We start from the raw sequence: 12,784 nt of genomic DNA on the forward strand, positions 1-12,784 counted from the left end.
CTTAAGTTCTACCAACGAAGTTTATTTAAGGAATCGATATCCACAGACTTCGTATTCCGATATACCATAATAATAATAGCCAGACCGACGGCTACTTCCGCGGCTGCAAGTGCCATAATAAAGAAGACAAACACCTGTCCTGATGAATCGCCATGCTGCACCGAAAAAGCTGCTAATAGCAGGTTGACAGCGTTAAGCATCAACTCGATGGACATCATAATAATAATTACATTACGACGGATCAATACGCCGATTACACCAATAGCAAAAATAATAGTGCAAAAAATCAAATAATGATTTATTGGTACGCCTTGCAACTGTTGAACAACTGTTTCCATTAGATTTGTTTAGGTTCTTTCTTAGCTAATAAAATCGCTCCTATCATGGCCGTCAATAATAATAGAGAGGACAACTCAAAAGGAAGCAAAAATTCGTTAAACAATACCTTGCCCAGATTTTTCACCAATCCAATTTCGGGATTAACGACAGTCAAGGGGTTGGAGATCTCAAACACACGATATACTCCAAAAAAGGTTACCAAAAGACAACAACCGGCAATTACTCCCATAAATTTGACCAGATTGGATTTCATCGGTTCGGTATCCTTATTTAAATTGAGCAACATGAGTACAAATAAAAAGAGTACCATGATCGCCCCCATATAGACAATAAAATTGACCACAGCCAAAAACTGGGCATTCAATAAAATGTAATGCACTGTAAATGTGAAAAAAGTAATGACCAGATACAATACACTATGTACAGGGTTCTTTGTAAAGATGGTCATCAGCGCAAAGAAAATAGACAAGAAGGCTACTAAATAAAATACTGTCATAATTTCTTGAATTAGCTCTTTAATTTGGTAATATCAAAGGTCGGCTCGACCAGCTTATCCTTCCCATATATAAAATCCTTACGTAGGTAATCCGCTGTCACATGTGGGCCATCCAAATAAATAGCTTCTTTTGGACAGGCTTCTTCACAAAGACCACAGAAAATACAACGCAACATATTAATTTCATAAACTGATGCGTACTTTTCTTCGCGATAAAGGTGTTCTTCACCTTTTTTACGTTCAGCAGCTGTCATTGTAATTGCTTCTGCGGGACATGACAATGCGCATAAACCACATGCAGTACAGCGTTCTCGTCCCTCCTCATCACGCTTCAGCGAATGTTGCCCTCTAAAATTCTTCGAGTAAGGCCTTATTTCCTCAGGATACTTAACAGTAGGGATTTTCTTGAAAAAATGTCTCAATGTAATCCGTAAACCCCTGATAATTGCCGGAAAATAGATTCTTTCCGAAAAGGTCATTGGTTTTTGTTCGATTACTTTCTTACGATTGCTTAGTTGCATAAAAATCCTTTCTTATGATGAGAAATAAGTATCTTTTATCAATGTAAATACACCTGTAAGTACAATATTGGCAATAGCCAACGGAATCAGCATCTTCCAGCCCAGATTCATCAATTGATCATAACGGAACCGTGGTAAAGTCCAGCGTACCCACATAAAGAAAAAGATAAATCCAAATATTTTAAGGAAGAATACGATTACACCAATAATTGTGATCCAATTTGCTGACAGCCCCAGGTCATTCATAAAAGGAAAGTTATACCCTCCGAAATAAAGTGACGCCATCAAAGCCGATGACACAAACATATTAATGTATTCAGAGAACATATAGAGCCCTAATTTCATAGAAGAATACTCTGTATGATAACCGCCAACCAATTCAGTCTCACATTCTGGTAAATCAAAAGGAACACGGTTACACTCCGCAAATGCACAAACCATGAAAATAATAAATCCAAGTGGCTGTGCCCAGATATTCCAATTGACGAAACCAGATTGTTGTGCTACAATTTCTTTGAGCGAGAGACTTTGTGTCACCATCAATAACGCGATAATGGAAAGGCCCATAGCTATTTCATAGCTAATACTTTGTGATGCTGCGCGAATTGCGCCCATTAAAGAAAATTTATTATTGGAAGCCCATCCGCCCAACATGATGCCATATACCCCTAAAGCGATCACACCAAACATGTACAATATACCAACATTGACATCTGCCACCTGCAGGGAGACCACACGATCACCAATTTGCAATTCCTGTCCCCAAGGGATAACCGCCGAACTGATACAGGCGGTAATGATTGCGATGGTCGGTCCGACGATAAAAAGGACCTTATGTGCGCCAGCGGGAATAATCTCTTCCTTAAAGAAGAACTTTCCACCATCACACAACGGTTGCAGGATACCAAATATACCAGCCCGATCTGGGCCATATCGATCCTGCATAAAACCTGCTATTTTACGTTCTGCTAGCGTTGAATACATCGCAATCACCAAGGTAATCACGAAGATCACAGACACCAATATTAATTTTTCTATAACAAAAGACCACTCCATGATTCCTGCTTATTTCAATTTTTCTGTTCTAGCCAACTGTTCGCGATTCTGCTGTTGAAGTATAGGATTCTCCTTCACGACTTTTGGCGGGTTAAATAGTTCATAATGATTGGCCGAGATAACAGATTGCGAATCAATTTCTGTTGGTTCATCCAAGATCCAATCACTTGTTTTTTTCTGATCAAAGCGACAGGTATTACAGATAAATTCTTCTACCTCACCAAATTCATCTTTCCGAGCAGTTACACGGATAACCTCCTCTCCTTTATACCATAAAGTCACTTTACCGGAACATGTCGGACAATCACGGTGCGCATCTACCGGCTTTGTAAACCAGACCCGGTTTTTGAAACGGAATGTTTTATCAGTAAGTGCTCCAACCGGACATACATCAATAACATTTCCCGAAAAATCATTGTCAATGATATTTTCGATATAAGTAGATATTTCAGAGTGATCCCCACGGCCCAAAATACCATGCACGCGTTGATCTGTCAATTGGTTAGCCACATAAACACAACGATAGCATAGGATACAGCGATTCATGTGCAATTGGATTTTGTCACCTAGATCAATTTGTTCAAACGTTCTTCGATCAAATTCATATCGTGTATCGGCGCTGCCATGTTCATACCCTAGATCTTGTAATTTACACTCACCAGCTTGGTCGCATATCGGACAATCCAGTGGATGGTTGATCAAAAGGATCTCAACAACACCCTTTCTAGCGTCTACTACTTCTGGTGAAGTGATATTTTGTACCTCCATGCCATCCATAACAGTAGTCCGGCAGGATGCCACTAATTTTGGCATTGGTCGAGGATCCTTCTCAGACCCTTTCGAAACCTTAACTAAACAAGTACGACACTTTCCGCCACTCCCTTCCAATTTTGAGTAATAGCACATTGCTGGCGGAACGATGTCGCCACCAATTTGCCTTGCTGCATTCAATATGGTTGTCCCCGGTGCGACCTCTACAGGTATACCGTCGATTGTGACCTTAAACTTTACATCTTCCGCTTCTGCCATGATATTTATAATTTATCGTTACAGCTTTTATTATGATACAATTGGTTGCAATGGATCAGCGTAATGCGCCAATCCATAATTTCTTGTTTGTGACTCTTCAGGATGTAATATATGCCATTCAAATTCATCCCTAAAGTGTCTGATAGCCGCAGCTACTGGCCAAGCAGCAGCATCACCCAATGGACATATGGTATTGCCCTCAATCTTGCGCTGTACATCCCAAAGCAAGTCAATATCGGACATCGATCCATGTCCACTTTCAATTTTATGTAACACTTTTTCCATCCATCCTGTTCCCTCACGACATGGCGAACATTGTCCGCAACTTTCATGATGATAGAACCGAGCAAAATTCCAAGTGTTACGAACCACACATTGATCCTCATCAAATACGATAAAACCACCCGAGCCAAGCATGGTTCCCGTTTGAAAACCCCCATCAGATAATGACTCATAAGTCATCAAGCGACTGTTTCCGGCAGCTGTTTTCAAAATAAGGTTTGCAGGAAGAATCGGTACCGAAGAACCTCCGGCCACAACAGCTTTCATCCGTTTTCCGTTAGCTATACCGCCACAGTATTCATCCGAATAGATAAATTCTTCGACCGGTAGACCAAGTTCGATTTCATATACCCCAGGTTTAACGATATTACCGCTGGCTGAAATCAATTTAGTCCCTGTACTACGCTCGACACCGATCTTTGCGTATTCTTCTCCGCCCAAGTTAATAATAGGGACGGTTGCTGCAATGGACTCCACATTATTTACTACTGTGGGACAGTTATATAATCCTGCTATAGCAGGGAACGGTGGTTTAATACGCGGGTTCCCGCGCTTTCCTTCCAAAGATTCCAACAAAGCTGTTTCTTCCCCACAGATATAGGCACCACCACCCGGTTGGACATAAATCTCCAGATCATAGCCTGAACCCAATATATTTTTACCTAAAAATCCCTTCTCCTTTGCTTCAGCAATAGCACGTTCCAAGATTCTGATCTGTGGCATCATTTCCCCCCTCACATAGATGTATGAAGTATGTGCGCCTAAAGCAAAACTGGCAACAATCATCCCTTCAATCAACGCGTGTGGGATATAAGTCATTAAATAGCGATCCTTAAATGTCCCTGGTTCAGACTCATCAGCATTACAAACTAAATAACGTGGTACCCCTTCCGGTTTGGCCAAAAAAGACCATTTCATTCCCGTAGGGAACCCTGCTCCACCTCTTCCACGTAATCCAGATTTTTTCACTTCCTCGACCACATCCTCAGGAGACATCGTTTTTATTACCTTTTCAACAGCAGCATATCCCCCTTTTTGACGATAAACCTCAAAGGTATTGATGCCAGGAACATCGATATGTGTCAACAAAAGTTTACGTGCCATATTATTCCGTTTTAGCTTTTAAATTATCAATCAATTCATCCACCTTATCTTCATTCAAATTCTCATAGAATGTATACTCTGGGCCAATTTGTAGAACCGGACCAAAACCGCAGGCAGCCAGACATTCAACACCACGCCAGGAGAAAAGCCCATCTGCTGTTACCTGTCCCTCTTTTACCCCCAGTTTCTGCTCCAAATGTCCCATAATTCGTTCTGCACCCACTAAGCAACAAGGACCAGTACGACAGATTTCCAGAACATACTTACCTTTAGGCTCCAACAAAAACATGGTATAGAAAGTTGCAACCTCATAGACCTCTATTGGTAAAATATGGAGATAAACTGCTACCTGATCCATTGCATCGGCACTGACCCAACCAAATTCTGCTTGGACTAAATGCAAAATGGGCAATAGACCTGATTTTTGCTTCCCTTCCGGATAACGGCTCACTATTTCTCCAAACTTGGCCAATAGTTCCTGCGAAAACGTTACATTTTCATTATGTTGTTTTACACTAAGCATCTAATTCTCCTGCTATAACGTTAAGACTACTCATATTTAAAATCGCATCTGATATCAGCATTCCCGCGCTCATCGGTGCAAACATCTGATAATTGACAAAAGAAGGTCGTCTAAAATGAAGACGGTAAGGCGAGCGGCCACCATCATGAATCATATAAAATCCCAATTCACCATTTGCTCCCTCTACCGCATGATAGACCTCAGCTTTAGGTGTATCTACTTCACCCATCACGATTTTAAAGTGATAGATCAGCGCTTCCATATTGGTATAAACCTGCTCTTTTGGGGGCAGATAAAAATCGGGCACTTCCGCATGAAACACCCCTTTAGGTTCTTTCTCGATTTTTTCCAGGGCTTGTTCAATGATGCGAAGTGATTGCCACATTTCCTCATTTCTGACCATAAATCGGTCATATACATCTCCCGTTGCTCCAACAGGCACATCAAAATCAAACTCTTCATACGAACAGTAAGGATTTTGTACCCGGACATCATAGTCTACACCTGTTGCTCTTAGAATAGGCCCAGACCAACTATAATCCAATGCCTCCTCTGGAGTAACGGCAGCAACACCCGATGTTCGTTCAATAAAGATTCTGTTTCGCACAAACATCTCCTCAAATTCTTTCAGTACAGGCGGATAGCGTTTTAGAAATTCGCGAATTTTCTCAAATGCAACTGCATTAAAGTCGCGCTCAAACCCACCGATACGTCCAATATTTGTTGTCAGACGTGCACCACAGATTTCTTCGAAGATCTCATAGATAAATTCGCGTTCCTGCATGACATACAAGAATCCGGAAAAGGCTCCAGTATCAACACCCAAAATTCCATTACAAATGATATGATCAGCTATACGCGCAAGCTCCATCACAATAACACGCATATATTGTACACGCTTCGGGATTTCGATTTTTAACAGCTTTTCAACTGTCATATGCCAGCCCATATTATTGATAGGTGCCGAACAATAATTTAAGCGATCCGTCAACGGAGTGATCTGATAAAAAGGCCTATGTTCAGCAATTTTCTCAAAAGCACGATGAATATAGCCAATAGTGGAAACACCACTTACGATACGCTCCCCATCTATCTGCACTACATTCTGGAATACACCATGTGTAGCTGGGTGAGTCGGGCCAATATTCAGGGTGATTAGCTCATCCTGTGGATCGTTATCATCGAAAACGGGCTGATTAGGTGTTATCTTGCTTATAAACTCGCTCATATCATATAAATTAACGGCCGAAATACAAATCTTTTTTATCTACTCGGTTTGGATCCTCCAAAGGATATTCTTTTCGCATTGGAAATACGTCCATATCGTCAACGTTTAGAATTCTTCTTAAATCTGGATGACCTATAAAGTTCACTCCAAAAAAATCAAATGTTTCGCGTTCCATCCAATTTGCGCCCTTCCAAACAACTGTTGCTGTCGGAATCTCGGGGTTTGGACCATACAAAAACACTTTTACGCGTATACGGATATTGTGAATCAAACTATGAATATGATATACAACAGCAAATTCTTTCTCCAGATGAGGATAGTGCACAGCAGTAATATCAGTTAAATGAATAAACTGCAATTCCCTATCTGTCTTTAGAAAACGCAGCACATCGATTACATCATCCGCATCTACAAGGATCGTTAGTAAATCATGTGCATCTGGAATTTCTACAATCTTTGCAGGAAAATTTCCCTGGAGTTTCTCCAATAAAAAACTGTTCTCCATCCTCTATTTATTAGTATGTATACCGTATTTTTCTAATAGTGCCTTATATTCTGGTGTGTTTCGCCGATTTAGCGATTCATTTTTGACAATATCCTGCAAGCGCAATACACCATCCAGAATTGCTTCCGGACGCGGAGGGCAGCCGGGCACATAGACGTCCACGGGAATCACCTCATCTATCCCTTGCAATACAGAATAGGTATCAAAGATGCCACCACTGGAAGCACAGGCCCCCACAGCGATTACCCAACGCGGTTCTGCCATTTGCACATAGACCTGCTTTAAGACAGGAGCCATCTTCTTTGCAATAGTTCCCATAACCAACAACATATCCGCCTGCCGCGGAGAAAAGCTTGGTCGTTCAGCACCGAATCGGGCCAAATCGTAGGTAGAACCCATCGTAGCCATAAATTCAATACCACAACAGGATGTCGCAAAAGGCAAGGGCCACAATGAATTTGCACGCGCCAACCCGATCGCTTTATCCAAGCTTGTCGCAAAGAAACCTGCGCCTTCTACTCCCGGAGGAGCTTCTGCCAATTTTATATCACTCATGAAAAGACGATTTATAAGGTTTAAGTACAATCGGCCATTACAGCCAATGTTACAGGACAATTTAGTCCCAGTTTAATGCTTTTTTCTTAATGACATAGATAAAGCCCAACAAGAGCATTCCCATGAAAATAAACATCTCGATCAAGCCTTGAAAGCCCATTTCCCTGAAGTTGACAGCCCATGGATACATGAAAATAACCTCAACATCAAAAATGACAAACAAGATTGCTACCAGAAAATATTTAATTGAAAAAGGCTGCCTAGCGTTCCCTATGACTTCAATACCGGATTCAAATGCTCCGAGTTTATTTTCCGTTCTGACTTTCGGTCCGATAAGGTGTGTAATAATTATGGTACCTACTCCGAATCCTACCGCTACGATAAGCTGTATGAATATAGGTAAGTAGTCTATCGGCATACTATTGGCGTGCTCCATCTGAATCAAAATTTATATTGGTAACTGTCTTTAAATATAGAGATTCCAAGACTAAAATCAAAACAAAAAAGGCGCAGATCGTACGATCTGCGCCTAATTTAGAATCATTTTACTTAAGCTTATTTGATAGCATCCAAATATGCTTTCGCTCCTTCATTCGTCGGATCGATTTCCAATACTTTCTGCAAATTTTGCTTCGCTTTTGGCATATCTTGCTTCATATAATGGAAAAGACCAATATAGGTATACGCATCAACTAAATAGCTTTTGTTTTTTTCTTGTGTACCACGTTGGTTGATCGTATCAATCAATTTTTGGAACATCGGTACGAAATCACCTTTTGGACTTTCCAAATTATCAGCAGTTAATGCGGAGAAAGCTTTATAATAAAGGGCATTGATCAAATATTTATCTTGCGCTTCTTTATTATCAGTTGTCTCAATAACTGTTAAGAACCCAATCGCCTTATTCAATGTTGCAATTGCTTTATCTTTTTGTGCTTGATCAACAATTGCGCCTTCATCATTTTTACTAGCCGCTTCCTCTTTAGATCCTATTTGGAAATAAGCCTCACCAGCATAGTAGTTAGCATCGTATAAGTAAGTTGGATTGTCTTTATATTGACCAACTAACTCAAATAGAGAAGCTGCAGTTTGTAGTTCTTGCTCTTGGTATTTCGCAAATGCCAATTCAGCAACCTCACCCAATAACTCCTTATCACCATCAATTGCTTTTTTGATATCTGCAATTCCTTTTTGGATATTAGCCGTATTTTCAGGAGTCAAAACAGGAGCAGCAACCGTCGCAGTGCTATCCGCACCAGCCGCTGGGGCTGCAGGTTTCGGACTATTAGCAGCAATCTGAGCCATACCCAAATACATATAATCCAAAGGAATCACACGGTCTTTCTCCATCTTGCTGAACATTTGATTCAAATACTCCAATGCTTTCGAATAATCCTTCGTTTTTTGGAAAGCGATATATCCCAAATAACGATAGATCTTAGGATCAACTGATGGATTCTTTGCTAATTCCTCTGAAACAGTCTTTAGCTCATCATATTGACGTGAGTAAACCAAGAAATCGGCATAACGGATTTTTGCTTCCAATGTATTATCACCAGCAGCCTCCAAATATTTCTTATATTGAGCAACACCTTTTTTGTTTAACTCAAGGTATTTCTCATCCGTAGTTCCGGGCATTCTTGACCATTGGTAGTATGTTTCAGCTAACTCACGGTAGGTCGGCGCGTAAGCGGGAGTTTCGGCTGCAATAGCTTCCAATTGTGTTACAGCTTCGTCGTAAGCTTGTGCTCCACGAACGATAATTGCCTGGCCAACTTTTGCTTTAACCGAGTTTTGATCAATATCCATCGCATCACCATAGCTGGTATACGCCAATGAACCTTCTCTCAAGCCACGATACGCATCACCCAAAGCTAAAGGAATCGCAATATCTTTTGTATTTTTCGCTTTCGCTTGTGTCAAATATTCTAAAGCTTTCGCATAATCTGGCTCCGGTGTTTCAATATATGCACGACCGATTTCCAATAATGGCTCGTAATCTTTTTTACCTAATTTTGCTGTTGCCAAAGCAAACTTGGATTCAGCGCCAGCTTTATCTTTTTTCAATAAGTCAACATAACCCAAACCTACATTGTTGATAGTGGCTTTTGGATCAGCAGTCAAACCTTGGTTGAAAATCGCAGCGGCAGAGTCCGCTCTGTCGTTTACCAAATAAACTTGACCCAAATAGAAATAATTATCTCCATTCTTAGGTTGCTTAGTCACTAATTGTTGAAGAATAGTTTTCGCTTTACCATAGTTTTCAGCCTCGATAGCTGCTCTAGCATCTTTCAAACTTTGCGCACTTACTGTGCCCACAGATCCAGCCAATAAAAGACTAAATAATAATTTACTGTTTGTCATAATCTATTTTTGTACTATTTATTATCTATTTAATATAACTCTCATCTCTAATAATGATTTCGCGTCCCGGCATGGTCACAGGGACTAACCCTGCTTTTAATACGATCCGTTGCCCGCGATCTCCTGTCAAAAAAGCACTAAAGCCCAAGCCTAGTCCCATGTTCGGTTGGTAATTCATGATGTAAACCGGTCTGATGAACGGATACACTCCGTCGGCTATGGTTGACTGTGATGGCTTATAAAAATGTGCCTTGTCTGCCCCCGCACTAACATTTTCGATGCTCAATGTACGAATTTTATCCAATAATTGCGAATTTTTTTCAACCGCTTTCAAGTACCAATTATAACCGATAACTCCCACTGCATTAGCATTTTCACTAATATACTTCATCACATCCTCACTATCTCTCATTGCTGAAACAGCCTTCGGATCAATTTTATCTATTTTGAAATAGTCCTTTAAAAAGCGTAAGGTACTTGAATTAGCATTGTCAAAAATTAAACGTTGACCACTTAAGTTACCCTCCAACAAAGACTTAACGTTATTTTGGGACATTATAGTATCAGTACTGTTACGATTATTAATTAATACTACGGCATCGGAAGCCATCTGGAATATTTTAGGCTGAATCCCCCGCTTCTTAAAATAGTCCTCTTCTTGGCTATTTAATTTCCTAGTTAATACAATCACATAGGCTGAGTCTGACAATAAAGCATTAACAGCTTTGATCTCTGGTCTCGCCATAATTTCAAGACTGGAATTCGGATAGGAACTTTCAAACACATCAGCAGATTCCTTAATGATCGGCAGTAATGTCTGATCAACCAACACGGGTAATTTACCGGTTAGAATATCCTCGCTCCCTTTATTACTTTTTGCTCGATCTTTGCAGGACAGCAACAGTCCAACACAAAGGCTAAACATCACAAGAATTACACTATATTTTCTCATACGATACATCATATAATAAGACAATTAAAATAAAAGAATAGTTTAATTTTTGAAGAGAGTTTAATGAAATTTAAAAAGACCGCTAGCAGCTAATTAAAATTGTTTTGCCAAAGTCGGACAAACCGCATAAAAGAATAAAGGATCAGCACGACACCGAAGACTGTTTTGTAAGCCGAGTTAATTTCAATGGGAAAATTGTCCCAAAAAATAATCAGCAGGCCCAAAACAAAATAAAAACCAAACATAAATAGTCCTAAAATAGACAGAAACCGCTTTAAAGGCGATTTCTGTCTATAATTAGAATTATTATTCGAATTAAAATCTGTCATTCTATTGTGTCTGAAGATTCAAACGAATTGGTAAGGTGTAAGCTACACGAACTGGACGACCATTTTGAATACCTGGTTTCCATTTTTTAGCTTTCTTCAACAACTTAACAGCTGCATCTCCTGTACCATATTTCAAATCGCGTTTTACACTGATATCTGTCAAACTACCATCTCTTTCCACGACAAAGGAAACTTCCACCACACCATTAACTCCACTTTCCTGTGCCGCTTGCGGATAATCATAGTTCGTAGAAACCCATTTCATAAACGCTGGCATACCCCCAATTGGTTCAGGGTTAACCTCTACTGCAGTAAAGATTTTGTCTCCATTTGGATCTCCATTTGGATCTCCTTTTGAAACACCAGTGATTCCACCATCTTGTTTCTTGGAACCAAACTCACCACGTGCTACTGAAGTACCTGTTGGGCTACCTTTCAAAGTAATACGTGCAGGAGTTTTATTTGGATCCTTCAACTCTTCCTGCGAAGCAACTTCTTCCACAACTTTATTTGCAGGAGCTACTTTCGGCTCAGGAAAACGAATCAAATCCTCTTTCGGCACATCCATTGCCACTTGTTGAGGTTTCTCTTCCGGTTCTTGTGGAAGTGGCTCCTCTTCTGGTGGTTCTGGTGGTTTGATCTCTTCAAGGTCTTCCAAGGTAACTTCTGTTACCGCTGGAGGTGCTTCAACAGGTTTCTTTGGAAAAAGCTTATTTCCATAAACACTAAGGAGACTGGCTATGACTACGATGCCGATAACGACAACAAGTCCTCTATTGGTCGCTTTAGGGGCAAGTTTACGTAGCTCATACGCCCCGTATTCCTTGTTACGTCCCTGAAAAACGACCTCAAGCCATTCTTTCTTAAAAATATCTAATTTTGACCCTATCATATTTTTATACTTTATCGTGCTATCTAATAATGATTAATCATTGTAGATATTATCACGTTTTAAAACCTCCACTTCTTCTGGACTGATTTTAGCAATCATGTAACGTTTGATATCAACGATTTTCATTTCGTCAAGAATATCAACTAAGTTACGTTGCGTGCTTTTATCACTCGGTCTAATGATAACGATCAAATCCTTGCCGCCAGCAACACGTGGTACATAGGCTTTTTTCTCCATCAATACCTTGCGAATACCATCAGCTCCGAAACCAACTGTAGTTGGTCCTTCGATAGGATTTTTTACTTGTCCGTAAATCACAGAGACTTTGTTATCAGATCCCAATAAAACTGTCAATGAACGGTTATCAGCTGTCAATAAATCTGGCTGAGGCTCATCCTTAACTTTATTTTTATCTGGCATCGCCACGTCCATCGCTTGTGGTTTATTTAAAGATGTGGTCAACATGAAAAAGGTAATCAATAGGAAGGCCAAATCCACCATGGCTGTAAGGTCGACCTTACCACCATTCTTCTTGGACCGTACTTTCCCGCCTTTGCCTTTTTTACCACTATCCTGATTTAATTCTGCCATTTTTTGTTCTTATTAAAT

The 12,784-nt window shown here is 40.2% G+C and carries 15 protein-coding genes; all 15 read right to left on the bottom strand.

The window, feature by feature from the left end:
* Positions 1-8: 8 nt before the first annotated feature.
* Positions 9-338, bottom strand: a complete 330-nt coding sequence (gene nuoK / locus DFQ12_RS18300) for an NADH-quinone oxidoreductase subunit NuoK (protein ID WP_077437306.1) — start codon at positions 336-338, stop codon at positions 9-11.
* Entirely contained in the window at positions 338-835 is a 498-nt protein-coding gene (locus tag DFQ12_RS18305; protein WP_120260473.1) for an NADH-quinone oxidoreductase subunit J family protein, read from the bottom strand. Before DFQ12_RS18305 ends, nuoK begins: the two co-directional genes overlap by 1 nt.
* A gap of 11 nt (positions 836-846) precedes the next feature.
* Complete coding sequence (locus DFQ12_RS18310; RefSeq protein WP_120260474.1) at positions 847-1,356, bottom strand: NuoI/complex I 23 kDa subunit family protein; 510 nt, start codon at positions 1,354-1,356, stop codon at positions 847-849.
* A 12-nt stretch (positions 1,357-1,368) separates the two neighbouring features.
* Complete coding sequence (gene nuoH / locus DFQ12_RS18315) at positions 1,369-2,412, bottom strand: NADH-quinone oxidoreductase subunit NuoH (RefSeq protein WP_077437309.1); 1,044 nt, start codon at positions 2,410-2,412, stop codon at positions 1,369-1,371.
* A 9-nt stretch (positions 2,413-2,421) separates the two neighbouring features.
* On the bottom strand, positions 2,422-3,441 hold the full coding sequence (locus DFQ12_RS18320; RefSeq protein WP_120260475.1) for an NADH-quinone oxidoreductase subunit G: 1,020 nt from the start codon (positions 3,439-3,441) through the stop codon (positions 2,422-2,424).
* Positions 3,442-3,471: 30 nt separating this feature from the next.
* Entirely contained in the window at positions 3,472-4,827 is a 1,356-nt protein-coding gene (gene nuoF / locus DFQ12_RS18325) for an NADH-quinone oxidoreductase subunit NuoF (protein WP_120260476.1), read from the bottom strand.
* A 1-nt stretch (position 4,828) separates the two neighbouring features.
* On the bottom strand, positions 4,829-5,350 hold the full coding sequence (locus tag DFQ12_RS18330) for an NADH-quinone oxidoreductase subunit NuoE family protein (protein WP_120260477.1): 522 nt from the start codon (positions 5,348-5,350) through the stop codon (positions 4,829-4,831).
* Entirely contained in the window at positions 5,343-6,578 is a 1,236-nt protein-coding gene (locus DFQ12_RS18335; protein WP_208642583.1) for an NADH-quinone oxidoreductase subunit D, read from the bottom strand. Before DFQ12_RS18335 ends, DFQ12_RS18330 begins: the two co-directional genes overlap by 8 nt.
* Before the next feature lie 10 nt (positions 6,579-6,588).
* Positions 6,589-7,083 (bottom strand): NADH-quinone oxidoreductase subunit C, encoded by a 495-nt coding sequence (locus DFQ12_RS18340; protein WP_120260478.1) that lies wholly within the window; start codon positions 7,081-7,083, stop codon positions 6,589-6,591.
* Between the two features lie 3 nt (positions 7,084-7,086).
* Complete coding sequence (locus tag DFQ12_RS18345; RefSeq protein ID WP_120260479.1) at positions 7,087-7,638, bottom strand: NADH-quinone oxidoreductase subunit B; 552 nt, start codon at positions 7,636-7,638, stop codon at positions 7,087-7,089.
* Between the two features lie 61 nt (positions 7,639-7,699).
* Positions 7,700-8,074, bottom strand: a complete 375-nt coding sequence (locus tag DFQ12_RS18350; RefSeq protein ID WP_120260480.1) for an NADH-quinone oxidoreductase subunit A — start codon at positions 8,072-8,074, stop codon at positions 7,700-7,702.
* Between the two features lie 119 nt (positions 8,075-8,193).
* Positions 8,194-10,002: a tetratricopeptide repeat protein gene (locus DFQ12_RS18355; protein ID WP_120260481.1), complete on the bottom strand. Its 1,809-nt coding sequence runs from the start codon at positions 10,000-10,002 to the stop codon at positions 8,194-8,196.
* A 25-nt stretch (positions 10,003-10,027) separates the two neighbouring features.
* On the bottom strand, positions 10,028-10,954 hold the full coding sequence (locus DFQ12_RS18360) for a PstS family phosphate ABC transporter substrate-binding protein (RefSeq protein ID WP_167457305.1): 927 nt from the start codon (positions 10,952-10,954) through the stop codon (positions 10,028-10,030).
* Positions 10,955-11,284: 330 nt separating this feature from the next.
* Complete coding sequence (locus DFQ12_RS18370) at positions 11,285-12,175, bottom strand: energy transducer TonB (RefSeq protein WP_120260484.1); 891 nt, start codon at positions 12,173-12,175, stop codon at positions 11,285-11,287.
* Positions 12,176-12,208: 33 nt separating this feature from the next.
* Entirely contained in the window at positions 12,209-12,766 is a 558-nt protein-coding gene (locus tag DFQ12_RS18375; protein ID WP_120260485.1) for an ExbD/TolR family protein, read from the bottom strand.
* Positions 12,767-12,784: the final 18 nt, after the last annotated feature.

It is taken from the genome of Sphingobacterium detergens, from assembly GCF_003610355.1.
Classification (GTDB): domain Bacteria; phylum Bacteroidota; class Bacteroidia; order Sphingobacteriales; family Sphingobacteriaceae; genus Sphingobacterium; species Sphingobacterium detergens.